The sequence below is a fragment of the Streptomyces corchorusii genome (assembly GCF_001514055.1).
GTDB lineage: Bacteria > Actinomycetota > Actinomycetes > Streptomycetales > Streptomycetaceae > Streptomyces > Streptomyces olivaceoviridis.
Window position 1 is genome coordinate 227,710 of sequence record NZ_KQ948353.1, and the last position, 23,650, is coordinate 251,359.

At 73.7% G+C, this 23,650-nt stretch carries 20 protein-coding genes; 8 read left to right on the forward strand and 12 right to left on the reverse strand.

Annotated features, from left to right (window positions below; genetic code table 11):
• Positions 1-133: 133 nt before the first annotated feature.
• The gene (locus AQJ11_RS08230; protein ID WP_059262414.1) at positions 134-805 is read right to left on the reverse strand and encodes a hypothetical protein; all 672 of its coding nucleotides are present in this window, start codon (positions 803-805) and stop codon (positions 134-136) included.
• Positions 806-951: 146 nt separating this feature from the next.
• Here AQJ11_RS08230 and AQJ11_RS08235 point away from each other — a divergent pair, with 146 nt between their 5' ends.
• Positions 952-1,797 (forward strand): DUF1206 domain-containing protein, encoded by an 846-nt coding sequence (locus AQJ11_RS08235; RefSeq protein ID WP_244218157.1) that lies wholly within the window; start codon positions 952-954, stop codon positions 1,795-1,797.
• A 33-nt stretch (positions 1,798-1,830) separates the two neighbouring features.
• On the opposite strand, the gene AQJ11_RS08240 is transcribed toward AQJ11_RS08235, so the two are convergent.
• The 3 genes from AQJ11_RS08240 to AQJ11_RS08250 form a co-directional block, all read right to left on the reverse strand.
• Positions 1,831-3,543, reverse strand: a complete 1,713-nt coding sequence (locus AQJ11_RS08240) for an LCP family protein (RefSeq protein ID WP_244218158.1) — start codon at positions 3,541-3,543, stop codon at positions 1,831-1,833.
• 159 nt (positions 3,544-3,702) lie between these two features.
• A complete protein-coding gene (locus AQJ11_RS08245) occupies positions 3,703-4,074 on the reverse strand; it encodes an ArsR/SmtB family transcription factor (RefSeq protein WP_059262415.1) in 372 nt (123 codons plus the stop codon).
• 127 nt (positions 4,075-4,201) lie between these two features.
• Positions 4,202-5,248, reverse strand: coding sequence for a class I SAM-dependent methyltransferase (locus tag AQJ11_RS08250; protein WP_059262416.1), 1,047 nt, complete (start codon positions 5,246-5,248; stop codon positions 4,202-4,204).
• A gap of 680 nt (positions 5,249-5,928) precedes the next feature.
• Here AQJ11_RS08250 and AQJ11_RS08255 point away from each other — a divergent pair.
• A complete protein-coding gene (locus tag AQJ11_RS08255; protein ID WP_014676864.1) occupies positions 5,929-6,333 on the forward strand; it encodes an STAS domain-containing protein in 405 nt (134 codons plus the stop codon).
• 12 nt (positions 6,334-6,345) lie between these two features.
• Here AQJ11_RS08255 and AQJ11_RS08260 read toward each other — a convergent pair whose 3' ends face one another.
• The 4 genes from AQJ11_RS08260 to AQJ11_RS08275 all read right to left on the reverse strand — a co-directional run bounded on the left by AQJ11_RS08260 (position 6,346) and on the right by AQJ11_RS08275 (position 12,002).
• Complete coding sequence (locus AQJ11_RS08260; RefSeq protein WP_059262417.1) at positions 6,346-8,859, reverse strand: ATP-dependent Clp protease ATP-binding subunit; 2,514 nt, start codon at positions 8,857-8,859, stop codon at positions 6,346-6,348.
• A gap of 192 nt (positions 8,860-9,051) precedes the next feature.
• Complete coding sequence (locus AQJ11_RS08265) at positions 9,052-9,426, reverse strand: NUDIX hydrolase (protein ID WP_059262418.1); 375 nt, start codon at positions 9,424-9,426, stop codon at positions 9,052-9,054.
• Positions 9,427-9,489: 63 nt separating this feature from the next.
• On the reverse strand, positions 9,490-10,371 hold the full coding sequence (locus AQJ11_RS08270) for a YegS/Rv2252/BmrU family lipid kinase (protein ID WP_059262419.1): 882 nt from the start codon (positions 10,369-10,371) through the stop codon (positions 9,490-9,492).
• A gap of 38 nt (positions 10,372-10,409) precedes the next feature.
• Positions 10,410-12,002, reverse strand: coding sequence for an FAD-binding oxidoreductase (locus AQJ11_RS08275; RefSeq protein WP_059262420.1), 1,593 nt, complete (start codon positions 12,000-12,002; stop codon positions 10,410-10,412).
• A gap of 128 nt (positions 12,003-12,130) precedes the next feature.
• Between AQJ11_RS08275 and AQJ11_RS08280 the strand changes: the two genes are divergently transcribed.
• From AQJ11_RS08280 to AQJ11_RS08290, 3 genes are all read left to right on the forward strand, one after another.
• Positions 12,131-12,742, forward strand: coding sequence for a TetR/AcrR family transcriptional regulator (locus tag AQJ11_RS08280; protein ID WP_014676859.1), 612 nt, complete (start codon positions 12,131-12,133; stop codon positions 12,740-12,742).
• Positions 12,739-14,319: a glycerol-3-phosphate dehydrogenase/oxidase gene (locus tag AQJ11_RS08285; protein ID WP_059262421.1), complete on the forward strand. Its 1,581-nt coding sequence runs from the start codon at positions 12,739-12,741 to the stop codon at positions 14,317-14,319. The genes AQJ11_RS08280 and AQJ11_RS08285 overlap by 4 nt, the downstream gene beginning before the upstream one ends.
• 105 nt (positions 14,320-14,424) lie before the next feature.
• A complete protein-coding gene (locus AQJ11_RS08290) occupies positions 14,425-15,219 on the forward strand; it encodes a Type 1 glutamine amidotransferase-like domain-containing protein (RefSeq protein ID WP_059262422.1) in 795 nt (264 codons plus the stop codon).
• 7 nt (positions 15,220-15,226) lie between these two features.
• Here AQJ11_RS08290 and AQJ11_RS08295 read toward each other — a convergent pair whose 3' ends face one another.
• Both AQJ11_RS08295 and AQJ11_RS08300 read right to left on the reverse strand, forming a co-directional pair.
• Complete coding sequence (locus AQJ11_RS08295; protein WP_059262423.1) at positions 15,227-16,678, reverse strand: WGR domain-containing protein; 1,452 nt, start codon at positions 16,676-16,678, stop codon at positions 15,227-15,229.
• A gap of 209 nt (positions 16,679-16,887) precedes the next feature.
• Entirely contained in the window at positions 16,888-17,595 is a 708-nt protein-coding gene (locus tag AQJ11_RS08300) for an SDR family oxidoreductase (RefSeq protein WP_059262725.1), read from the reverse strand.
• A 577-nt stretch (positions 17,596-18,172) separates the two neighbouring features.
• Between AQJ11_RS08300 and AQJ11_RS08305 the strand changes: the two genes are divergently transcribed.
• Positions 18,173-18,970 carry an SAM-dependent methyltransferase gene (locus AQJ11_RS08305; RefSeq protein ID WP_059262424.1) on the forward strand — a complete coding sequence of 266 codons (798 nt, stop codon included), beginning with the start codon at positions 18,173-18,175 and terminating at the stop codon, positions 18,968-18,970.
• 443 nt (positions 18,971-19,413) lie between these two features.
• Complete coding sequence (locus AQJ11_RS08310) at positions 19,414-20,892, forward strand: glutamate-cysteine ligase family protein (RefSeq protein WP_059262425.1); 1,479 nt, start codon at positions 19,414-19,416, stop codon at positions 20,890-20,892.
• A 50-nt stretch (positions 20,893-20,942) separates the two neighbouring features.
• Here AQJ11_RS08310 and AQJ11_RS08315 read toward each other — a convergent pair whose 3' ends face one another.
• Together AQJ11_RS08315 and AQJ11_RS08320 are read right to left on the reverse strand one after the other, a co-directional pair.
• Positions 20,943-22,340 carry a S41 family peptidase gene (locus tag AQJ11_RS08315; protein WP_059262426.1) on the reverse strand — a complete coding sequence of 466 codons (1,398 nt, stop codon included), beginning with the start codon at positions 22,338-22,340 and terminating at the stop codon, positions 20,943-20,945.
• A 120-nt stretch (positions 22,341-22,460) separates the two neighbouring features.
• The gene (locus AQJ11_RS08320; RefSeq protein WP_014676850.1) at positions 22,461-22,853 is read right to left on the reverse strand and encodes a winged helix-turn-helix transcriptional regulator; all 393 of its coding nucleotides are present in this window, start codon (positions 22,851-22,853) and stop codon (positions 22,461-22,463) included.
• A gap of 132 nt (positions 22,854-22,985) precedes the next feature.
• On the opposite strand from AQJ11_RS08320, the gene AQJ11_RS08325 reads away from it, so the two are divergent.
• The gene (locus AQJ11_RS08325) at positions 22,986-23,636 is read left to right on the forward strand and encodes an FMN-dependent NADH-azoreductase (RefSeq protein WP_059262427.1); all 651 of its coding nucleotides are present in this window, start codon (positions 22,986-22,988) and stop codon (positions 23,634-23,636) included.
• The last annotated feature ends 14 nt before the right edge of the window (positions 23,637-23,650 follow it).

Here is a 23,650-nt window from a genome sequence, read left to right on the forward strand (position 1 = left end):
CCGGCACGGGCGTGCCGCGATGTGACGGCACCCGGCGAGTGGCGTGAGCGGCTACCGCGCTGCGGGCGCGTGCGCGGGCGTACGGCCGTGGACCGAGGCGCTCAGGGGCGGCCCCGGTGTGTACCGGCTGTCTTCAGACGACAGCGGTCCCCGTGGGCGGCCCCCGCGAGGTGATCGCGTGGATGAGCAGGTCGAGGCTCGGCGCCCGGTCCGAGCGGGGCCGGCGCAGCCGCGGGCCGGGGCGGTCCGCGGCGACGGGCAGGGCCAGCAGCAGGCGCAGCGGCGCGGCCAGCCGTCCGGCCACGGCCCGCAGGATGCGGAAGGCGGCCCGCTCGCCGTACGCCAGCCACAGCCCGGTGAGGAGCGCGGCGAGCAGGTGCGCGGCGAGCATCCCGGACGCCGGCCATCCGGCCCCGTCCGTGGAGTGCGCCATGTGCGTCATATCCGCCATGTGCGCCATGTGTGCCATGTTCATGGCGTCCATCGGCTTGGCGCCCATGTCCATCGACATGGGGGACATGGCGGCCGGCGGCGGTGCGGTGCCCGGGGAAGGGGTCTGGGCCAGGGAGAACGCCGAGTGCAGGGCCGCCTGGACGGCGACGACGAGCGGGACGATCAGCGCCGGACCCCGTTCACGGCCGGTCAGGCACCAGCCCGCGCTGGCGGTGGCGGCGAGGCCGGCGGCCAGTGCCCACGGGGGCACGTCACGGCCGGACATCAGGACGTGCCCGAGGGCGGCGAGTACGACGCAGACGGCCGCGAACACCGCGGTACGCACCGTGCGCACACCCCACCCCGCCGTCATGACCCCCCATCCTCGCATCCCGGACCCGTTCGTCAGGGGGAGGTACGGAAACCGCCCGTCCCGGTACTCAACGGGCCGTCCGGATCCCGCGGGCCGGGCCCGCGGGGGAAGGTGTCGGAGCCGTACCCGGGGGCATCCGGCGGTACATGGATGCACAGACATGGACACTGCGGGGACGGTCCCGGGCGCGGCGGTTGGCGGACAGCCCGGCCGTGGACGCGGCGGGCCGGGCGGGCTTCGCGGCGCGTGGGCTGATCTATGTACTCGTGGGCGTCATCGCCGTGCAGATCGCCTTCGGCGGTGACGGCGGCGGGCAGCAGGCCGACCGCGGCGGTGCCCTCGGTGAGCTGGCCGGGCAGCCGTTCGGGTCGGCGATGCTGTGGATCGTGGGCGTCGCCCTCGCCGGGATGGCGCTGTGGCGGCTGTCCGAGGCGGTGTTCGGCGGCTACGGCCCCGACGGGTCCAAGCTCTCCCGGCGGGCGGCGGCCCTGTTCCGTTCCGTCTTCTACTGCTTCGTGTCCTACTCGGTGCTCTCCTACGCGGCCGGGGACCGGGGCAGCGGCAGCGGCTCCTCCGACCGGCACACCGACGACGTCACCGCACGGGTGCTGGACTGGCCCGGCGGCCAGTGGCTCCTCGGGATCGCGGGGGCCGCCGTGGTGATCGCCGGAGGGTGGATCTCGGTGCGGGCCGTGCGCCGCAAGTTCCGCGACAAGCTGCGGATCAGCGCCATGTCGGCCCGGGTCCGGCCGGTCGTGGAGGGCCTCGGGGTGACGGGCGGCACGGCGCGCGGCGTCGTCTTCGCCGCGGCCGGTGTGTTCGCGCTCGTCGCGGCCGTCCGCCACCAGCCGGGGAAGGCCAAGGGCATGGACGACACCCTGCGCGCGTTCCGGGACCTGCCGGCCGGGCCCTGGCTGCTCGCCCTGGTCGCGCTCGGTCTGGCCGCGTTCGGAGTCTTCTCCTGGTGCAACGCGCGCTGGCGCAAGCTCTGACCCGGCGGTCCCGCGGCCGGCCCCCGGTGCCGGTCAGGCGTCGGAGTCGGGCTTGTTCCGCGCCGCGGCGTAGGCCTGGGACGGTGTCATGGAGACGCCGTCGTACGTGACCGTCCGGTAGGGGCTCACCTTGGCGCAGGTCTTGGCCTGGTCGGCGGTGGAGGCGTGGGCGCCTCCGACGGCGGCCTTGGTGTCGGCGGGCGTGGCCGAGGACGAGCCGCCCGGGTAGCTGATGCCGCTGGGCCAGTCGCTGCCGATCACCAGGGTCAGACCGCTGCCCGTGCCCTGCTTCAGGTGGGACGGGGGCAGGCCGAGCGCCTTGGCCACCGTCTGGGCCGCGGCCTGCTCGCCGGTGCCGTAGGTGAGGGTGGTGCCGGTGGCGGGGCTGGGGGCGTTGGCCGTGGTCGTGGCGGTGCTGAAGCCCTGGCCGGTGAGGGCGGTCGCGAGGGCGGAGGCGCGGCCGGTGATGCCGGTGCCGTTCTCGACCGTCACCGCGATCTCGGCCGCGGGCACGGCGGAGGCGGTGGCCTTCGCCTTGGCGGTCGCGGAGGCCGCCGCGGACTTCTTGCCGGAGCCGTTGGTCAGGGCCTGGTCGTCGGCGATGGTGGCGAACAGGCTCTTCGCGCCCGGGCCCACCACCACCCGGTCCTTGTCGCCGGGATCGGGGGCCGTCTGCATGGTGGTGAAGGTGATTCGCTTGGTGGGCACCTTGTTCACGTCGTCGGCGAGCGAGATCAGCTTCTTCACGGTGCCGAGGCCGTCGTCCACGGTCAGCGCCTTGGTGGCGGCGTCGGCGAGGTGGTAGACCGCGGTGGGGTCGGTGAGCGTGCCCGCGCTCTTGAACTTGCGGATCATCGCGCTGAGGAAGATGTGCTGCGAGACCGTACGGCCGAGGTCGCTGCCGTCGCCGAAGCCGTGCCGGGAGCGGACGAACTCCAGGGCCGCGACGCCCTTGAGGGTGTGGGTGCCCTTGGACAGCTTCAGGTGGGAGTAGGTGTCGTAGACGTCGTCGCTGACGCACACGGAGACGCCGCCGACCGCGTCGGACATCTTGACGACGCCGGAGAAGTCGAGCTTGACGAAGTGGTCGATGGTTATCCCGGTGAGCTGGTGGACGGTGGCCACCTGGCAGGCGGGCCCGTACTGGAGCGCGCTGTTGATCTGGCCGTAGTAGCCGTTCGTGGACTGTCCCGACTCACTGTCCTGGCAGGCCGGGACCTTGGTCATGGTGTCGCGGGGGATGCTCATCACGGTGGCGTTCGAGCGGTCGGCGGATATGTGCAGCACCATCTCCACGTCGGCGTTGCTGCCGGTCTGCACCCCGGTCCTCGCGCAGCCGCCGCCGAGTTTGCAGTCCGTCGCGCTGGTCCGGCCGTCGGAGCCCATGACCAGGATGTTGATGGGGGTGCGGCCGAAGGCGTCGGCCTTCTCCGTGCCGCCCTTGCCGTCCAGGGAGACGCTGTGGATGTTGCCGTTCAGGTGCTCGTAGAACCACCAGCCCGCCCCGGCGGTGACCACGATCAGGACGGACAGGCCGATTCCGAGGATCTTCAGCACCCGCCGGCCGCGTGGCACCGGCCGGGCCCGGCGGGCCCGCCTGCCGCCGCCCGCCCGTGAGGCCGCCCGGGCCGCGGCCCGGCCGCCCGGCGGACGCGCGTCGTCCGGTGCTGCCCCGCGCTGCCGGGGCACCCGCGCGCCACGGCGGCGTGTGCCCTGGCCGGCCGGCCCGTCCCACGGGTCGCTCATCTCCCACTCCCCTGAACGGTCGGGCCTGCGGCACATCGGTTGCGTGATTGCGCAATCTAGCAAACACGTTGCCGGAACAGCGCGGATCCACAGCCGATTCACAGGCGAGGCATCTCATCGCGGGGCCGTCCGCCTCCGCGGCGGCACGGCAGCCGGAGTCTACGTGCCCTTGGTAAGCGTCCGGCGAGAATCCTGCGCCGGGATGGGGGCGGGGTACGACCGCGCGGTCAGCTTGCCGATCACGGCATGGATCAGGGCCACGACGTCCGGGTCGCCGATGGAGTAGATCTGCCGCCGCCCCTCGCGGCGGGAGCGGACCAGTCCGGCGAGCTTCAGCTTCGCCAGGTGCTGGCTGACGGCGGGCAGCGCACCGCCCACGCGGTCGGCGAGGTGCGTGACATCGCACTCGCCCTGCGCCAGGGCCCACATCAGACGCAGCCGGGCCGGGGCGGCGAGCAGCCCGAACGCGGCGGCTGCCGCCGCGAGCACCTCGGCGGGCGGGTCCTCGACGCCCCCGGCCTTCTCCGTCACAGCCGCTCCCGCCCCACCCTCGTCACCGTCGACGCTCACCCGCCCACCCAGTGTAGGTACCCGGCCCGGCCGCCCGCGCACGCTCTCGCGGGGGCCGGGGCCGGCCAGGCCCCCGGCGCCCCGCGGTCTACGGCCGGATCTCGTAGACCGCGTTGAAGGGAGTCTGCGCGGCCCGGCGGAACCGGGTGAAGCCCGCCTCGGTGACCACCTCGCGGACCGCCGCCTCGCCGGCCTGCGCGCCCAGGGCGTAACCGCCCTGCTGGGACAGGGCGTTGGGCACGCACAGGAACGTGGAGCCGCTGTAGTACAGCCGGCCCACCGGATGGAAGTTCTCCTCGATCCGGTCGGAGGCGAGCGGTTCCACGAGGAGCCACGTGCCGTCCTCGGCGAGCGCCTCGCGCACCCGTCGGGCGGCCCCCAACGGGTCGCCCATGTCGTGCAGGCAGTCGAACATGGCCACCAGGTCGAAGTCAGCGCCCTCGAAGGTCTGCGCGGTGGCCACCTGGAAGGTGACGCGCCCGGCGACCCCGGCCTCGGCAGCCCTCCGGCGCGCCAGCGCGATCGACTCGCGGTGGCAGTCGGAACCCACGACCTCCGTCCGCGGATACGCCTGGGCCAGCAGGATCGACGACGAGCCGAGACCGCATCCCACGTCGGCGACCCGCGCCCCGGCGCTCAGCTTCGCGTCCGCGCCGTCCAGCGCCGGGATCCAGTTCGGGACCAGCTCGGCCTCGTAATTGGGGCGGAAGAAGGCGTCGACCCCGACGAACACCTCGTCATCGTGCTCGTGCCAGGCAACACCCTCGCCGGTGCGGAACGCCTCGGCGATGCGGGGCTCGGCGCGCAGCATTCCCAGGGCGAAGCGGAAGGCCGCGGCGAGGTCGGGGCCGTTCGGGTCGGCCAGGCAGAACGCCTGCTCCTCGGCCAGTGAGAACCGGCCGGTCGCCGCGTCGTACTCGGCGTAGCCGCCGGCGGCCTGGCCGCGCAGCCACTCGGTGAGGTAGCGCGGGTGGCAGTGTGTGCGTTCCGCGAACTCCTCGGGTGTCGCCGGGCCCTTCGCGAGTGCCCGGTAGAGGCCGAGCCGGTGGCCCAGCGCGATGGAGCCGGCGGCCTCGGTGGACGCGAGGTCGGTGACGAAGTGGTCCAGGAACGTGTTGATCCTCTCCTGATCCATCCCGGTACTCCCTTCCCGCCGGCCGGCTCGGGCCGTCACATCAGGAAAGGCTCAGGGTCGGCTGTCCTCCGTGGTGCTCCTGGCCACATCAGCCTATGTCCGCCACCGGCCCCGCGCCCTCCCGGGCAGGCGCCCCGCTGGTCCTTCACCCCGGCCGCCCTGCCGACCGCGAACCATCTCGGCGCCCTCGGCCCGCTGGGGCTGGACTCCACCGACTGGTCCGTCGCCGGGTACGGCACGCGGGAGGCCGTCAACGGACCGGGCGGCCAGGCCGACACCGGCGGCGTCCGGATGCGGGCGGTCGGAGGCGGGGCCCGGGTGGTCCGGGTGGGTGTGCGCGGTGCCCGGGGCGGCGACGGCGTTCGCGGTCGACGCGGTGCCGGGTCGCCGTCGTCGCCCCAGGCGGCCACGAGTGCGCCGGCCTCGGTGCGCTCGGGCGCCGGCGTGGCGTGGTACGAGTTGATGGCGGAGGAGGGCGGCGCGGCGGCGAGCACGGTGGCGTGGGCCCGTGCGGTGACGGCTGTCACGCGCACGGCTCTCGGGAAGAACCCCTTCACCGGGCGGTGCGGGACAAGGCGGCCGGCAGCGGCAGCCCGCGGTCACCGGGTGTGCGCCGGAGCGCTCCGGGGTCGGCCTGCATCCTCCGGGCGATCCTGGGCAGCCTGTCGGAGACGGAAGCTATGGGCAAGGATCGGGTGAGCGTGGACGAGGGACGCGTGGCAGACACGGCAGACACGAACGAGCAGGCGGGGCCGGAGCCGCTGTCGGTCACCCGGACCGACGCGGACGGTGTAACCGTCGTCACGGTGACCGGGGAGGTCGACCACCACACCTCCGGCGCCCTCCGCCGGGCCCTCGCCCCCGCCGACCCCGACGGGGCGCGCACCGTCGCGGACCTCAGCGGTGTGCCGTTCATGGACTCCAGCGGCATCAACGTCCTCATCGCCGCCCATCAGGCGCACGCTCCGGGGGGCTGGCTCCGGCTGGCAGGCGTACGGCGGCCCGTCCTGCGCACCCTGGAGATAGTCGGCCTCACCCCGCTCCTCGCCTGCTACCCCAGCGTGGAGGACGCCCTGCGGGGCTGAGGACCCCTGCTCTCAGCCCTCCCGGGACGCCGGTTCGCCGTGGTCGCCTCTGCGTACCGTGCAGTGCAGCGAGTCGTCGCGGACCTCGGCGACGATCGTGTCGCCCGGGTCGGCCTCGCCGCCGAGCAGCAGGCCGGCGATGCGGTTGTCGAGTTCCGCCTGGATCGTGCGGCGCAGCGGGCGCGCGCCGAACTCCGGCTGGTGGCCGTGGGCGATGAGGAGCTTCTTGGCCGGTTCCGTGACCTCCAGGTCCAGGCCCTGCGCGCGCACCTTGCGCCTGCTCTGGTCCAGCAGGTGGTCCACGATCTGCCCGAGGTCGTCCTCGGTCAGGGCGTGGAAGATGATGATGTCGTCGATCCGGTTGAGGAACTCCGGCAGGAACCGCGTGCGCAGATCCTCCATCAACTCGTCCTTGAGCGCGGAGACATCGCCCTTGTGGTCCAGGATGCGGCGCGCGCCGATGTTGGACGTCATGATGACGACGCAGTGCCGGAAGTCAACGGTGCGGCCCTGCGCGTCGGTCAGCCGTCCGTCGTCCAGGATCTGCAACAGGGTGTTGAAGACGTCGGGGTGGGCCTTCTCCACCTCGTCGAAGAGCACCACGCTGTAGGGCCGGCGGCGGACCTTCTCGGTGAGCTGGCCCGCCTCCTCGTAGCCGACGTATCCGGGGGGTGCGCCGACCAGCCGGGCGACGGTGTGCTTCTCCTGGAACTCGCTCATGTCGAACCGGATCATCCGGTCCTCCTCGCCGAACAGCAGGGCGGCGAGGGTCTTGGCGAGTTCGGTCTTGCCGACGCCGGTCGGGCCGAGGAAGAGGAAGGAGCCGACGGGGCGGCGGGGGTCGCCCATGCCGGCGCGGTTGCGGCGTACGGCCTGGGAGACGGCGGTGACCGCCTCGTCCTGGCCGACGATCCGCGCGTGCATCTCCTCTTCGAGCCGGAGCAGTTTCTCCTTCTCGCCGGCGGTGAGCTGGGAGACCGGGATGCCGGTGCGGCGGGAGACGACGTCGGCGATGTCGGAGGCCGTGACGGAGACGACGCCCTCGCGGCGCTCCTCGATGCCGGCGAGTTCCCCCTCCGCCTCGGCGATGTTCCGCTTGAGCTCCGAGGCCGTCTCGAAGTCCTCGGCGGAGACGGCCTGTTCGAGTTCACGGCGCAGCTTGGCGATGCGGTCCTCGCGGCTGACGACCTCGGTGGAGCGTCCGGCACTGCGCAGCCGCACCCGGGCACCGGCCTGGTCCATCACGTCGATGGCCTTGTCCGGCAGGAAGCGGTCGCTGATGTACCGGTCGGACAGTTCGGCGGCGGCCACCAGGGCCTCGTCGTCGAAGCGGACCTGGTGGTGCGCCTCGTAGGAGTCGCGGAGCCCTTCGAGGATCTGCACCGTCTCCTCGACCGTGGGCTCGCGCACCATCACCGGCTGGAACCGGCGCTCCAGGGCGGCGTCCTTCTCGACGTGCTTGCGGTACTCGTCGATGGTCGTGGCGCCCACGACGTGGAGTTCACCGCGCGCGAGAGCGGGCTTGAGCATGTTGCCCGCGTCCATGGAACCCTCGCCGGTGGCGCCGGCACCGACGACCGTGTGCAGTTCGTCGATGAAGAGGATGACGTTGCCGCTCGCCGCCTGGACGTCCTCGATGACCTTCTTGAGCCGTTCCTCGAACTGTCCCCGGTACTGCGCGCCCGCCACCATGCCCGACAGGTCCAGCGAGACGACGCGCTTGTCCTTCAGGACGTCGGGGACCTCGCCCGCCACGATGCGCTGGGCGAGTCCCTCCACGATGGCGGTCTTGCCGACTCCGGGTTCGCCGATGAGCACCGGGTTGTTCTTGGAGCGCCGGGAGAGGATCTCGACGGTCTGCTCGATCTCCTCGGCCCGCCCGACCACCGGGTCGAGCCTGCCGGCCTTGGCCTCCTCCGTCAGGTCGCGGCCGTATTCGTCCAGGGTCGTGGCCGGCTTCTTCCGTTCGGCGGGGGCTGCCTCGGCGCGCGCCGCCTGCTGTTCGGTCAGGCCCGCGACGCGCTGGGTGTCCAGGCCCTCGGCGCGCAGCATCCGGGCCGCACCCGTGTCGCTGTCGCCGAGCAGGGCGGCGAGGATGTGCTCGGGACCGATGTAGGAGACGCCGGCCGCCTGGGACCGGGCGTAGGCGGCGCCGAGGGTGCGTTTGGCCGCCGGGGTGAGGCCCGGCTGCGCGGAGGGTTCGGCGGACTCGCGCGGCAGGACCTTGGCCAGTTCGGCGGCGACCGTGTCGGGGTCCACGCCCGCCTGGGAGAGCAGCCGGCGTGCGGGGTCGACCTGGGTGGCCGCCCAGAGCAGGTGTTCGGTGTCCAGGTCGGAGGTGCCGTCGGTGGCGGCCCGCTGCGCGGCCAGGTTCAGCAGTCGCTGCGACGATTCCGTCAGCAGCCGTCCGATGGGTACGCGCTGCACGGCGGGGGGCGATGACGCCGGAGACATTCCGAAGAAACGATTCAGCAGCTCATTGAACGCATCCGACGAACCAAACGGCGCACCGAACGACATCGACATGACGGCTCCTGGTACGGCAGGCGAGCGGCGGCCGGGAACAAGGCCCCCCGAACGGCCCCTACTCACTGAACCCCCGCGTGGGCGGCCCCGCAACCGGAAACGACCGGCGGGAATCCGGCCTGCCCGTACCTGCGCGGGGCCGACGGCACACTCCGTGCCACGGCCCGCGGCACCCCGGCTGACCGCGGGGGTTCACACGGGTGTGTGCCCCCGCAGATACGTGCGCACGCTCTCCGGCAACGGTGTGCCGGCGGTCTCCTCCATCGGTGCCCAGCGCACCTGCTCCGGTGCGAAGCGGCCCCCGTCCGACGGCGACTCGCTCAGCAGTTGGCAGACCACGGCCGTCTCCCCCGCCGTGTCCCGCGGCTCCAGCGGCTCGGTGCCGTCGACCAGGTAACCGGTGAGCTCGTAGACGATCCGCGCCGCCGTCGCCTGGGCGGTCTCGGCCGGTTCCGGTGTGCCCGAGGGCAGTGTCCAGCCGTCTCCGTCCCCCTCCGGCACCAGCAGCAACCGCCCGTCGTACACGACGACCGCCCGCACCACACCCTCGGCCTGCTCCAGCGACATACGGCTCCCCTCCCCAGGCACTCCTTGCCTACCCAGGGGTGCGCGGGTGATGCGCCGGGGCGGTCAGTAAAGCACCGGCAGGTCCCCGGGCCGGACCCGCAGCGTGACCGGCAGGGTGGCCTCGACCTCGCCGTCGGCGCCGTAGGGGACGGGCCGGGTGGCCTCGATGCGCAGTTCACGGCCGCGCAGGACACGTACTTCGGGGCGGCGGACGTGGGCGCCGTTCTTCAGCTCGTTCATCAGGGCGAAGAACAGCCGGCGCGGGGCCTGCCGGATCAGTACGACGTCCAGCAGCCCGTCGTCGACGCGCGCGCCGGGCGCGATGAGCCGGCCGGAGCCGTAGTAAGGGGAGTTGGCCGCGACGACGGTGTAGCCGCGGTGGGTGTGTTCCTCACCGTCGACGGTGACGCGGTACTCGGCCGGCCGCCAGGTGGTGACGGCGCGCAGGCCGCCCGCGTAGTAGGAGGCGGCGCCGCGCAGCAGCCGGGCGTTGTTGGCGTGCCGGTTGGCCTCCGCGTCGACGCCGGCGTACACGCTGCCCAGGACCACCGTGCGCGGGTGGACGGCCGACTCCACCTCGATCGTGTCGACGGGCCGGGGTTCGCCGTGCAGCAGGATGCCGGCGAGCGCGGCCGGGTCGGCGGGCAGGCCGAGCGCGCGGGCGAAGTCGTTGCCGCGTCCGGCGGGTACGAGGCCCAGGACGGTTCCGGTGCCGCTGAGCGCGCCGCCGATGCCGCCCGCGATGCCGTCACCGCCCACGGCCAGGACGATCCGGCCGCGCTCACCGGCCGCGCGGGCGATGTCCTGGGCGTGGGCGAGGCTGTGGCTGTACTCCGTCCGGAGTCCGGCCCCGGCCTCGCGGAGCAGCCGGGCCAGCCGGAGCAGGGTCGCCGCCCCGGTGGAGCCGCCCGCGGTGGGGTTGACGACGGCGGTGAACTGGCGCATCGGTGGGCCTTTCGAGGCAGGCGGTCGGAGGCGGTGGGTCAGTCGGTGGGCAGCAGGACGCCGGGGTTGAGGAGTCCCTCGGGGTCCAGGCGGCGCTTGACGGCGCGCAGGGCCGAGACGCCGAGCGGTCCGGCCTCGCGGACGTACCAGTCGCGGTGGTCGGTGCCGACCCCGTGGTGGTGGGAGATGGTGCCGCCGGCGGCGAGCACGGCTTCGTTGGCCGCGTGCTTGGCGGGCGTCCAGTGGGCCACCGGGTCCTCGCCCTGGGCGCTGACGACGGTGAAGTACAGCGAGGCGCCGTTCTCGTAGACGTGGGAGATGTGACACATCACCAGGGGCGGGGTGCCGGCCCGGGTGAGGGTGTCGGTGAGCGCCGTGCGGACGGCCGTGTAGAGGCCGGGGACGCGGGACCAGAAGGCCGCGGTCTCCAGCGTCTCGGCGAAGGCGCCGACGTCGAGCAGTGCGTCGCGCAGGTAGGGCGCCGAGTAGCGGCCGTGCGCCCAGCGTTCGCCGGGTTCGGCGCCGGCCGGGGTGCCACCGCAGTCCGTCAGCACGGCCGCCGCCCGTTCGCGGCGGTGTGCGGTGTCCTCGGCCGTCCCCTCGTATCCGGTGATCGCCAGGCATCCGGCGTCGCCCGGTGCCGAACCGGCGCCGATGGCGTCGGGCTGGGCGAGGCCGATGAGTGTCTCGGTCTCGTCGGACAGGCGCAGCACGGTCGGCCGGGGTCCGTCCTGGGCGAGCCGGCGCAGTGCGGTGACGCCCTCCTCGAAGGAGCCGAACCGCCAGCCCTCGTACAGCCGCGTCTCGGGCAGGGGGCGGATCCGTACGGTGACGGAGGTGATGACGCCGAAGGCGCCCTCGGAGCCGAGGATGAGCTGGCGCAGGTCCGGTCCGGCGGCGGAGCGGGGGGCGCGGCCGGTCTCGATGGTCCCCTCGGGGGTGGCGAGGGTGAGGCCGAGCACCATCTCGTCGAAGCGGCCGTATCCGGCGGACGCCTGTCCGCTGGAGCGGGCCGCCGCGAAGCCGCCGATGGTGGCCCATTCGAAGGACTGCGGGAAGTGGCCGAGGGTGAAGCCGTGCCCGGCGAGCAGGGCCTCGGCCTCGGGGGCGCGCAGGCCGGGCTGGAGCACGGCGGTGCGGGAGACGGGGTCCAGGTCGAGCAGGCCGTTCATGCGGCGCAGGTCCAGGGCGACGAACGCGCTGCGCTGCGGGGCGAGTCCGCCCACCACCGAGGTGCCGCCGCCGAAGGGCACGACGGCCAGGCCGTGCGCGGCGCAGGCGCGCAGGACCGCGAGCACCTCGTCGTGGCCCGCGGGCAGGACGACGGCCTGCGGGACGTCGGCGACGTCGCCCTCGCGGATGCGCAGCAGGTCCGGGGTGGACTTGCCGCGGGTGTGCCGGATGCGGCTCTCCGCGTCCGTGCGCACGTGTTCCTCGCCGCCGACGGCCGCGGCGAGCGCCTTCAGGGCGGCGGGGCCCACGGTGGGGGCGGGCAGGCGGATGTCCTCCAGGCCGAGCGCGGGCGTGCTGCGCGGCGTGACGCCGAGCAGGTCGCGCAGCAGCCCGGTCACCGAGTCGGGCAGCGGCGCCGCCTTGGCCGGGTCGCCCCAGCCGTTCCACAGCATGTCCATTGAACGGTCGTCCTCACAGGTGGGTGTGCTGGTCGGGTCGCTGGTCGGGGGTGCGGTCCGTGCGGCTCGGGGCCGTCTGCGGGGCCTCACCGCATCCGTCCGGGCCCCGGGGCGTTACACTGTGACACATGACGCCCATTCGTCACAACGGTTCGGGCAGCGGCTCGGACAACGATCACGTCCTCGACGCGGTACGCGACTGTGTGCTGGCCGTCGGCGTACGGCGCACCACGCTCGCCGACGTGGCCCGCCGCGCCGGTGTCTCCCGGATGACGCTGTACCGGCGCTGGCCGGACCTGCGCAGTCTGGTGGGCGATCTGATGACCCGGGAGTGGATCGACGTGGCCACCCGGGCCATGGCGGAGCCCGCGCCCGGTACGGCCACGCGCACCCGGATCGTGGACGGGCTGGTGGCCGGGGTCGGGGCGTTCCGCGCGCACCCCCTCTTCCGCAAGATCGTCGACGTCGATCCGGAACTGCTCCTGCCGTACGTGCTCGACCGGCGCGGCGCGAGCCAGGAGGCGCTGCTGGCGCTGCTGGCCGACGCGCTGCGCGAGGGCCACGCGGACGGGTCCGTACGGCCCGGCCACACCGAACGGCAGGCGCGCGTCCTGCTGTTGACCGTGCAGTCCTTCGCCCTGTCCCTGCGCACGATGACCGACGAGGACGATCCGGAGCTGGACTCCGCCGCCCTCCTCGGTGAACTGCGCACCCTCCTGGAGAGGACCCTGACGCCATGAGCCACACCGAGGCCGCGCCCGGCTCGTCCCTGAGCGCACACCGGCGCGGCCGGGAACTGGCCGAGGCCGCGGACGGCCGGACGGCCGACGTCCTGGTCGTCGGGCTGGGCGCCACGGGCGCCGGAGCCGCGCTGGACGCGGCGGCCCGCGGGCTGGACGTCGTCGCGGTGGACGCCCATGACCTGGCCTTCGGCACCTCCCGCTGGAGTTCCAAGCTCATCCACGGCGGGTTGCGCTACCTGGCCTCCGCGCAGTTCGACGTCGCCCACGAGAGCGCGGTCGAGCGCGGGGTGCTGATGACCCGTACGGCCCCGCACCTGGTGGCGGCCCAGCCGTTCGTGCTGCCGCTGACCCCACTGGTGTCCCGGGCCCAGGCCTCGCTGGCCTGGGCCGGGCTCCGGGCCGGGGACGTGCTGCGGCTGGCCGCCCGGACCCCGCGCCAGGTGCTGCCCGCGCCCCGCCGGCTCTCGGCGACGGAGGCCCGGCACCTCGCCCCCTCGGTCCGCACGGCCGGGCTGCGCGGCGGGCTGCTGTCCTGGGACGGCAAGGTGACCGACGACGCCCGGCTGGTGACCGCCCTGGCCCGGACGGCCGCCGCGCACGGCGCCCGGGTGCTGACCCGGGTGCGGGCCCTGGAGCTGACCGGGACGGGCGCCCGGATCCGCGACGAACTCACCGGCGAGGAAGGCGAGATCAGGGCCCGCGCCGTGATCAACGCCACCGGGGTGTGGGCGGGCGCCCTCACCGACGGCATCCGGATCCGGCCCTCCCGCGGCACCCACCTCGTCCTGCGCTCGGAACGGCTCGGCGCCCTGCCGGCGGGACTGCACATCCCGATCCCCGGGGAGACCAACCGCTTCGTGCTGGTCCTGCCCCAAGGGGACGGCCGCGTCTACGTCGGCCTCACCGACGAACCGGTCGACGGCCCCGTCCCGGACGTACCGGAGGTCCCCGAGACCGACATCGGCTTCCTCCTGGACGTGCTCGGCTCGGCCCTCGACACCCCCGTGTCCCGCGACGAGGTCGTCGGTGCCTTCGCCGGACTGCGCCCGCTGCTGGACACCTCCGCCCCCGAAGGCCCCGCGGGGGCACCCCGAACGTCCGACATCTCCCGCCGACACGCGGTGCTGACCTCGCCCGACGGCGTCACCACGGTCGTCGGCGGCAAGCTCACCACCTACCGGCGGATGGCGCAGGACGCCGTGGACGCGGCGGCCGAGGCCCGGGGCCTGCGCGCCGCCCCCTCCCCCACGGCCGCGCTGGCCCTGACCGGCGCCGCCGCCCCCGAGCGCCTGCGCGCGCTGCCCGCACCGCGCCGCCTGGTCCGCCGCTACGGCACCGAGGCCGTGGCGGTCCACGCCCTCGCCGCCCAGGACCCCGCCCTGGCCGAACCGGTGCTCCCCGGCCATCCCGTCACCCGCGCCGAACTGCTCTGGGCGGTGCGGCACGAGGGCGCCCTGGACGAGTCCGACCTCCTGGACCGCCGCACCCGCATCGGCGTGGTCGCGGAGGACCGCGTCCAGGCGCTCCCCACGGCCCGGGACATCCTCGGCAGGGCGGCGCCGGTCCACCCCTGACGCGGGGCCCGGCGGACTCTCGCCCGCCCGGTATTCGATTGCGCCGACGCCCCCGCCCCGGCATCGTTCGGCACATCACCTGGCCCTTGCGAAGGGGGGCGTCCCATGGCGCTCGTTCCCGGTCGTCGTGTGGCGCTCCTCGGCGGGGGCTTCTCCACGGACGAGGACGGGCTGCTGGACGACTGGCTGCTCACCCGTGCGGGAAACCCGCGCCCCCGGGTGTGCTTCCTGCCCACGGCGAGCGGCGACGCGCCCGGGTACGCCGACCGGTTCCTCGGCGCGTTCCGCTCCCGTGCGTGCGTGCCCAGCGTGCTGCCGCTGTTCCGGCGCGAACTGGACGACGACGCGCTGCGCACGTTCCTGCTCGCCCAGGACGTGGTCTACGTCGGCGGCGGCAACACCGCGAACATGCCGGCCGTCTGGCGCGTGCACGGGGTGGACTGGCTGCTGCGGGAGGCCTGTGACCGGGGGACCCTGCTGTGCGGGATCAGCGCCGGCGCCAACTGCTGGGCGGACGCCTCGCACACCGACTCCTTCGGTCCGCTCGCCTCCCTGCGGGACGGGCTGGGCCTGCTGCCGGGTTCCGTGTGCCCGCACTACGACGGCGAACCGGGCCGCCGCCCCTCCTACCGACAAGCCGTCGCCGAGGGAACGCTACCCGGCGGCTGGGCGCTGGAGGACGGCGTGGGAGCCCTGTTCACGGACGGGCGCCTGACGGAGGCGGTGACCCGGCGGCCGGGGGCACGGCTGTACCGGGTGGAGCCGGGGGGACCAGGGACGCGGGGGAAGCTCGGTACACCGGGCGAGCCGACGCAACCAGGGGTGCCGGGAGCGCCGGGTGAGCCCGGCGGCGTCGACGAGCACCCGGTGCCCTGCCGTCCGCTCGGCACAGCGCCGTGACCCGGCGTCAGAGCAGGCGGCGGATGTCGCCGCGGACGCGGTAGAAGCCGCCCGCGGCCGGGTGCAGGGCGTCCACGACGTACCGTGCGCCGGGTTCGCGTATCGCGCGCGGGAACTGCACGTTCCAGGAGGAGTCGTAGCCTCCGGAGACCACGTGCACACGCAGTCGGCCGTTTTCCTGGACGCACTCGACCACCACCGAGCCCGCGGGTGCCTGGGCGACCGTGGCCACCGCGGCGACCGCCGTGGCCGGGGCGTACGTCGGTGTGGCGGCGGCGAGCTTGACGTCCCGCACCACCGGCACCGTGCCCTGCTGGGCCGCCGAGACGGCCGCCTCGCTCGCGTCGACGCACACGAGGGAACCGTCGGTGGTGACCAGGTACAGCCGTTCGTCGCGGTACTGCATCGACAGCGCCGAGCCGCCGCCCGTGCCGAGCTTCCACAGGCGTGTGCCGTCCCGGTCGAAGCAGTAGACGGACGAGGCCGCGTCCCCGGCGAAGACGAACCGGCCGCCGGGCGAGGTGGCGCACGAGTACACCGCGCTGTCGCACGCGTACGTCGCCTCGATGGCGCCGGTGCCCTTCGACAGCCGCTGGACCACGCGGTGCGCGGTGCCCGCGTACACCGCGTCCTGTTCCTGCCAGCCGAAGAGCACGCCGCCCTTCGTGGGCGTGTGCCACAGCTCGCCGCCGCCGTCCGGGGCGTAGGCGGTGACGCCCCGGTGGTGGCCGTGGTAGACGGCCCGGTCGTCGGCGCGGACCATCCAGGCGTGCTCGCCCTGGCTGCGGCGGGACCACTGGTGTTCGTCCTCGTGGTCGATGACGGTGAGCCGGCCGTCCCGGTCGGAGACGTCCAGGACGCCCTCGTGGATGTCCAGCCAGAAGATGTCGACGTCGGCGGCGATGTCGTAGGCGGCGAAGGGGAGTTTGGAGGACAGGTCGTAGACCTTTCCGTCGTCGCAGCCGGCGTAGATCCAGAAGTCGTCCGCGACCAGGCACTTCACCCCGTCGGGCAGGCTGAACCGGGCCAGGACGGCGCCCTGGTGGTCCAGGGTGTAGACATCACCCGCCTGGTTGCCCACCCAGCAGCGGTCGTCGTCGACATGGATGCCGAACGCGGCGGAGCCGGTGCGGAAGCGCCACTGCACCGGCGCCACGGCACGGGCGGTGGACGGCGCGGAGCTCACCTGGCGGCGGGTCACCGCGCGGGGCGGGCGCTGCCCCTGGACCGCCGGGGCGTATCCCTTGCGGACCTTCTCCCCCACCTTCCGCGCGGCGGCGGCCCGCGCCTTCTCCGCGGTCGGGAACGTCGTCGTCTGCGTCTGCCCGGCCGCGCCGATCCTGCCGTACCGCACCGTCACCACCTGTCCGTCGACGGTGACTTCGTAGAACTTGTGGGCGCCACCGCCCTCCTGCGACAGCTCCAGGTACGTCGTCGACACCGCGGACGCCGTGGACATGGCACACCCCTCCCCAGACGGACCCGCGGCCGTTCCAGCAGGTCCTGAACTGCTTCTCACCGTAAGGGCACCCACTGACAACGACCCCGGGCCCCGGGACGGGCCACGCTCACGCCGGGAGACGGCCCGACCGGCCCCGTGCGGGTGACGGCGCCGGCGGCCGGCCCGGACCGTCGGGGGGAGACGGCGCGGGACTGACGACTGAAGGGCTACTGGGCCGACAGCTGCGGGTACAGCGCGGCCAGGTCTCCGGAGAGGCCCGCCTTGACCTGCCGGCTGATGTCGTCCGCCAGCACCTCGTACGCCCCGGCCTCCACGCCGTCGAGGGCGAGCGCGGCGACGTCCCGAGGGGCGGACTTGGGCCCGTCCACGTGCGCCGCCATGTCGGTGTCGACGTAGCCGACGTGCAGGCCGGTGACCCCGATGCCGCGGGCACCCAGCTCCAGGCGGAGCGAGTTGGTCTGCGACCACAGGGCCGCCTTGGTGGCGCTGTACGAGCCGGCGATACCGATCCAGGACAGGACGGAGTGGACGTTGAGGAGGTGCCCGCCGCCGTTGCGCTCGATGGCCGGCACGAAGGCACGGGTGACGAGCAGCGGTCCGTAGAAGTTGGTCTCGAACTCCCGGCGTACGTCCTCCACCGCGGCGTCCAGGAAGGAGTGCGCGCCGACCGAGATGCCGGCGTTGTTGATCAGGACGGTGACGTCCTGGGCCTGCGCCGCCGCGGCGGCGACGGACGCGGGGTCGGTGACCTCCAGCGCGAGGGGTACGGCGTCGGGGTGCGTGACGCTGCGCGGGTCGCGGGCCGTGGCGTACACCTTGGCGGCGCCGCGGGCGTACAGCTCCTCCACCAGCGCCTTGCCCAGACCGCGGCTGCCGCCGGTGACCAGCGCGACAGAGTTCTTGATCGAGGTCATGTCCATCTCCACGTTCGGAAACCGATCTGTTTCCCCTCACGGTAAACCGATCGGTTTCACCTGGCAAGCCCGCCGGGATGCGCGGCAGCGCGATCGACGAGGACAGCGGGCGGAGACGCCCCACTGCCGGTACGGCGTGAGGGGGCGGTCGTGGGCGGGCGGGGCGCGCGGCGGGGTGCGCGGGCGGTGTCCGGCGGGGCGGGGAACGGCCCGAGCGCATGGATTCACCGTTCCCCGCTCCCGCCGGTCGGCCCGCCACCGCGCCACGCGGCCAGGCGACGTGCCGGTCCGTGGGATCCGTCCTCGGCGGAGGTGTCCGGATCCCGATCCCGCTTCCGACCCTGCGGCGCCGGGCCCGTGCGGGCCAGCCGGAAGGGTCCGGCCGGGTGAGGCGACGCTCGGGCGGCACAGCCTAGGGACGGGCGGCCCGGATTCGGCACGCGCGGCCCTCTCGTCCCACGAGGTCGGCAACCTGCGGGAACTCCCGACGCGGCGACGGAAGTTGCATGGTGGTGTGGGAAGCTGTGCCCGGCCGCGTGCGGACCGAGGCCGTGGCGGCCGCCGAGAGGAGCTCAGCGTGACACAGGACGGCGTCGAGGCCGTGACCATCGACACCAGCAAACCGCACCCCGCGCGGATCTACGACTACCTGCTGGGCGGCAAGGACAACTACGAGGTGGACCAGCAGGCCGGTGACCGACTCGCCGCCGCGGCACCCGAGGCGCGGATCGGTGTACGGGCCAACCGGGCCTTCCTCCAGCGCGCCGTCCGGTACGTCGTCGGCAGCGGGGTCCATCAGATCCTGGACATCGGCACCGGGCTGCCCACCTCTCCGAACGTGCACGAGGTCGCGCAGTCGGTGGCTCCGGACGTCCGCGTGGCCTACGTCGACAACGACCCGATCGTGGCCGCGCACGGCAACGCCCTGCTCAGCCGGTCCGGTACCACCCGCATCGTCCTGGGCGACCTGCGGGACCCGCGGTCCGTCCTTGACCACCCCGACGTCCGCCAGATCGTCGACTTCGACCAGCCGGTGGCCCTGCTCCTCGTCGCCATCCTGCACTTCCTCACCGAGGCGGACCGGCCCGCCGAGATCGTCGCCACGCTGCGCGACGCGTTGCCCGCGGGCAGTTTCCTGGTGCTCTCGCACGCCACCGGCGACTTCGCCGACCGCAGTGCCGCGCAGGCCGTGTACTCGAACGCGACCGCCTCCCTGAACCTGCGCACCCGCGCGGAGGTGGAACGGTTCTTCGAGGGCTTCGACCTCGTCGAACCGGGCCTGGCCCAGGTGCCCTTCTGGCGCCCGGACACCCCGCCGCCGCCGCACTCGGCGGAGATCGGCTTCTACGGCGGCGTGGCCCGCAAGACCGCCTGACCGACGGACCCGCGCGCGATCCGCGCGGCGCGCGGGCCTGCGGCACGACGATTACCGGCCCCCCGCGCCCGATCCTCGCGGCGCGCGGGCCGACGGCACGGCGGTGGCCGGCTCCCCGGCCTCGCCATGGACGGGGGGCGGCTGCCGGGCGGACGGGCCGGTCCGGCGGGCCCACCCGGTTCGCCGGCGATCCTCTCGACCTCGGCCCGCTCGCTCTCGACCTCGGCCCACTCGCGCGTACGGCCCTCCGCCCGGCCGGACCCCACCGGGCGGGGCCCGCCACGCCGTACGCCCCCCACGGGGCCGGATCCGCCGCTGCACGTCCCCGGACCGCATGCTCCGTACATCCCCATCCCCCGACCCCCCCCCGTCCGCTTGGTGGGCATCCGCCGCTGGTGCCACGCTGGGGGGAGAGGTGTCCGATGAGGGACGCTGGAGGGTCGATGGGTCGTGATGTCCCGGCGCTCGTCTTCACCCGCGAGGACCGCCGCCGGTACCGGATCAAGATGCAGGGGTGCCTGGACGCCTTCGCGCTGATGCTGCGCGAGGCGCGGTTCGAGTCGGAGCGACCGCAGGTCGGCCTGGAGATCGAACTCAACCTGGTCGACGACGACGCCGAGCCGGCGATGCGGAACAGCGATGTGCTGGAGGCGATCTCCGACCCGGCCTGGTCCACCGAGCTGGGCCGGTTCAATCTGGAGATCAACGTACCGCCCCGGCGGCTGACGGCCGGCGGTCCGGACGCCTGGGAGTCGGAGATCCGGTCCGCGCTGAACCACGCCGACCAGCGGGCCCGCTCGGTCGGTACCCGCCTGATCATGATCGGCATCCTGCCCACGCTGCGGCAGGAGGACATCGGCGAGGACACCCTGTCGGAGAATCCCCGCTACCGCCTGCTCAACGACCAGGTCTTCGCGGCCCGCGGCGAGGACCTGCGCATCGAGATCGACGGGGCGGACCGGCTGCGCACATACGCGGACACGATCACCCCGGAGGCCGCCTGCACGAGCACGCAGTTCCATCTCCAGGTGTCCCCGGAGGAGTTCGCCGGCTACTGGAACGCGGCGCAGGCGATCGCCGGGGTGCAGGTGGCGCTCGCGGCCAACTCCCCGTTCCTGTTCGGCAAGGAGCTGTGGCACGAGACGCGGATCCCGCTGTTCGAGCAGGCCACCGACACCCGCCCGGAGGAGATCAAGGTGCAGGGGGTACGGCCCCGGGTGTGGTTCGGGGAGCGGTGGATCAACAGCGTCTTCGATCTGTTCGAGGAGAACCTGCGGTACTTCCCGGCCCTCCTGCCCCTGTGCGACGAGCAGGACCCGGCGGAGACGCTGGACCGCGGCGACATCCCCGAGTTGCCCGAACTGACCTTGCACAACGGCACGATCTACCGCTGGAACCGGCCGGTCTACGCCGTCGCGAACGACCTGCCGCACATCCGGGTGGAGAACCGGGTGCTGCCCGCCGGACCGACCGTGGCCGACACGCTCGCCAACGGCGCCTTCTACTACGGCCTCACCCGTGCCCTGGTGGAGGAGGACCGGCCGGTGTGGTCGCGGATGTCCTTCTCGGCCGCCGAGGACAACCTGCACGCCGCCGCCCGGCACGGCATCGACGCGCTGCTGTACTGGCCCGGGATGGGCGAGGTGCCGGTGCCGGAGCTGGTGCTGCGCCGGCTGCTGCCGCTCGCGCACCGCGGGCTGGAGCACTCGGGCATGGACGCGGCGTGGCGGGAGCCGCTGCTCGGCGTCATCGAGCAGCGCTGTGTGACGGCACGCAACGGAGCGGTGTGGCAGAAGGAGATGTTCCACCACCTCGCCGGCACCACGCACGCCGGCCGGCACGAGGCGCTGCGCCGGATGACCCAGGTGTACATCGACTACATGCACCTCAACGCGCCGGTGCACACCTGGCCGGTCGACTGATGCGGGGGCGGGCGTCCGGTCGCCGGGTGGTCGCCGGCCGGGCGGACCGGTCAGCCCGAGGACGGTGATCGCGGTGCGAGGACGCCGACGGCCCTGTCGAACGCCGAGTCGCGGTCGTGCGCGAACTCCTCCTCGGTGAAGACCGGTTCGGTGAGCTGCGGCGGGATGCCGGTGCCGTCGAAGGTGCGGCCGGTGCGGGTCAGGTACTCCTCGTTCGGGAGGACGAAGAGCATGCCGTCGGCCAGGTACCGCATCATCACGTCCGAGAAGACGCCCTGGGTGGGCCGGCCGATCCGCACGGTGCGGCCGGGCCGGTCGAGCAGGGCCTGGGTGAAGGTCTCGCCGGCGCTGACGGTCGATCCGCCGGTGAGGACGGCGACCGGGCCGGTGTACCGGGTCGCGGCGGCCGGGACGACGGGCACGGGTTCGGGGCGGGTGTGCCGGGCGGGGTCGGCCGGATCGTTGCGGACGCGTTTGGCGTAGGCGGTGTAGGGCGTGTCCGTCAGCCGTGCGGCGATGCGCAGGCCCAGGGCGTCGGAGCCGCCACCGTTGACGCGCAGGTCGATGATCAGGCCCTTGAGGTGCCGGGTGCGGCCCGGGGTGAGGACGGTGTCGAGCGCCCGGTCGAGCTCCGCCTGTTCCGCGGTGTAGGGCGCGTCGGCGCCGGCGTAGCCGCCGAAACCGGAGATCCGCAGGTAGCCGAGGTCACCGCGCAGGTCGGCGTAGGTGATGCGCCCGGCGGCGAAGTCCTGGAGGGCGGTGGCGTCCTTCAGGTCGCGGGCCAGGATGAACTCCTTGACCTTGGCGTCCAGTTCCTTGCCGGGCGGCTCGGTGCCGGGCCGTACCTCGGCGAAGACGCGGTCACCGTCCTTGACTGCGACATGGGCGTCGTGCAGGGGGCGGAGCATGCGGCTGAAGATGTCGAAGAGTTCGGCCCTGGTGGTGTTCCGGTGGACCTGCGGCCGGTACCGGTCGCGGACGGCGTGCCAGTCGACGCCCTTCTGCGCGAAGAAGGGGTAGTTCTCCTCGAAGGTCTGCCAGAGCACGTCGAAGTCGGCGCGCGGGTCCGTGGCGGGCGGGCGCGTGCAGGCGGCGGGCAGGGCCCTGATCCGGGTCAGCCACCGGTGTCCGACCGAGCGGTCCGCGGCGAGCCGGGCGTGCGCGCGGCCCGGGGTGGTCCGCACGGTGAGGGCGGTGCCGTCCGGGGTGGTGTAGGTGCCGGGGCCGGTCTGCCGTGCGGAGTCGCCCTCCACGCAGCTGACGGCCGTGGTCTGGTATTCGCGCAGCGCTCCCCCGCCGAGGACGAGCAGGGTGCCGTAGCCGTCCATGCGCCACACGCCGTCGGTGGCCGACGGCGGGTCCTGTGGCGCGGCGGACGCGGCGGAAGCCGCGGGCAAGGCGGTGGCGGCGAGGGCCAGGGCGGCCACGGCGGCTGTGACGATGCGCACGAAGAGGGTTCCTTCCGGTGCGGGCGGTCCGCGGAACACCACCGTGTCCGAGGTCCGTGTCCCCCCGCCATCCGGTGAACCGGTGCGCTGACCGGGGGGACAACCCCCGGGCGCCCGCTCCTAGTTCCGGGCCCCGGCCGGCCGTTCCAGGTTCGCCTCGGGGCATCCCGACGCGTCCGGCAGATAGGCCTTGGCCCATTCCGCCAGTGTGCGCAGGGCGGGCTCCAGGGCGGCGCCGGACTCGGTCAGCCGGTAGGACACGCGCAGCGGGGGACCCTCGTCGACCTCGCGCAGGACGAGGCCGGCCGCGCCGAGTTCGGCGAGCCGGTCGGAGAGCATGCGCTCGCTGATGCCGGGGATGGCCCGCCGCAGGTCGGCGAAGTACGCGGGCTGTTCGACGAGGACGGCCACGATCGGGCCGCTCCAGCGCTTCCCGAGCAACTGGAAGACACGGGTGATGCCGTCGTCCACCCGTTTGCACGCCGCGCTGTCGTGGTTCTGCTCCGCCGCCATGGCCCCAGCTTACTACCCCACCGTAGGGGGCTGAAGAAAAGTAAGTCAGTGTGTTAAACATAGTTCTGAACGAAACGTGAGCCGGTGCCGTCGGTGCCCGGTCGTCCTGTCCCCATTTCTGGAGAAACCCCCATGCCCACCCTGCTGCACATCGACTCGTCCGTGTTCTCGACCGAGGCGTCGGCTTCCCGCGCCGTGACGGAGACCTTCCGCAAGCACTGGGAGGAGCAGCACCCTGACGGCACGGTCATCTACCGGGACCTGGCCGCGGAACCCGTGCCGCACCTCTCGGCGCAGGCGCACGTCGCCGGCTTCGTCCCCCCGTCCGCGCACTCGCCCGAGCAGGCCGCCGCCTTCGCGGAGCGCGTCAAGCTGATCGAGGAGCTGGAGCAGGCCGACGCGGTGCTGATCGGCGCCCCGATGTACAACTACACGATCCCGTCGACCCTGAAGGCCTGGCTGGACAACGTGATCCTGTTCGGCCGCACCGCGGGCGAGACCCAGTCCGCCAAGGGCACCCCGGTGACCGTCGTCGCCAGCCGCGGCGGCTCCTACGCGCCGGGCACCCCGCGCGAGGGGTACGAGTACGTCCAGAACTACCTCACGGCCGTCCTCGCCGACGGCCTGGGCCTGGACCTGGACTTCATCGTCCCGGAGCTGACCATGGCCCCGCAGAACCCGGCGATGGCCGAGCTGGTCCCGCTGTACGAGGCCTCCCGGGACCAGGCCCTCGCGGCCGCGGCCGACAAGGCCAAGCGGCTCGCGGAGCGCCTCGCGGCCTGACGCCCCGCGTACCG

Excerpts from the sequence above, each read along its gene's own strand:
- AQJ11_RS08270 (WP_059262419.1), bottom strand. The coding sequence starts at position 10,371 with ATGCGCCAGTTCACCGCCGTCGTCAACCCCACCGCGGGCGGCTCCACC.
- AQJ11_RS08320 (WP_014676850.1), bottom strand. The coding sequence starts at position 22,853 with ATGGCGGCGGAGCAGAACCACGACAGCGCGGCGTGCAAACGGGTGGAC.
- AQJ11_RS08230 (WP_059262414.1), bottom strand. The coding sequence starts at position 805 with ATGACGGCGGGGTGGGGTGTGCGCACGGTGCGTACCGCGGTGTTCGCG.
- AQJ11_RS08265 (WP_059262418.1), bottom strand. The coding sequence starts at position 9,426 with ATGTCGCTGGAGCAGGCCGAGGGTGTGGTGCGGGCGGTCGTCGTGTAC.
- AQJ11_RS08285 (WP_059262421.1), top strand. The coding sequence starts at position 12,739 with ATGAGCCACACCGAGGCCGCGCCCGGCTCGTCCCTGAGCGCACACCGG.
- AQJ11_RS08275 (WP_059262420.1), bottom strand. The coding sequence starts at position 12,002 with ATGGACATGCTGTGGAACGGCTGGGGCGACCCGGCCAAGGCGGCGCCG.
- AQJ11_RS08235 (WP_244218157.1), top strand. The coding sequence starts at position 952 with ATGGATGCACAGACATGGACACTGCGGGGACGGTCCCGGGCGCGGCGG.
- AQJ11_RS08255 (WP_014676864.1), top strand. The coding sequence starts at position 5,929 with ATGGGCAAGGATCGGGTGAGCGTGGACGAGGGACGCGTGGCAGACACG.
- AQJ11_RS08280 (WP_014676859.1), top strand. The coding sequence starts at position 12,131 with ATGACGCCCATTCGTCACAACGGTTCGGGCAGCGGCTCGGACAACGAT.
- AQJ11_RS08290 (WP_059262422.1), top strand. The coding sequence starts at position 14,425 with ATGGCGCTCGTTCCCGGTCGTCGTGTGGCGCTCCTCGGCGGGGGCTTC.
- AQJ11_RS08325 (WP_059262427.1), top strand. The coding sequence starts at position 22,986 with ATGCCCACCCTGCTGCACATCGACTCGTCCGTGTTCTCGACCGAGGCG.
- AQJ11_RS08250 (WP_059262416.1), bottom strand. The coding sequence starts at position 5,248 with ATGGATCAGGAGAGGATCAACACGTTCCTGGACCACTTCGTCACCGAC.
- AQJ11_RS08310 (WP_059262425.1), top strand. The coding sequence starts at position 19,414 with ATGGGTCGTGATGTCCCGGCGCTCGTCTTCACCCGCGAGGACCGCCGC.
- AQJ11_RS08300 (WP_059262725.1), bottom strand. The coding sequence starts at position 17,595 with ATGACCTCGATCAAGAACTCTGTCGCGCTGGTCACCGGCGGCAGCCGC.
- AQJ11_RS08260 (WP_059262417.1), bottom strand. The coding sequence starts at position 8,859 with ATGTCGATGTCGTTCGGTGCGCCGTTTGGTTCGTCGGATGCGTTCAAT.
- AQJ11_RS08295 (WP_059262423.1), bottom strand. The coding sequence starts at position 16,678 with ATGTCCACGGCGTCCGCGGTGTCGACGACGTACCTGGAGCTGTCGCAG.
- AQJ11_RS08240 (WP_244218158.1), bottom strand. The coding sequence starts at position 3,543 with ATGAGCGACCCGTGGGACGGGCCGGCCGGCCAGGGCACACGCCGCCGT.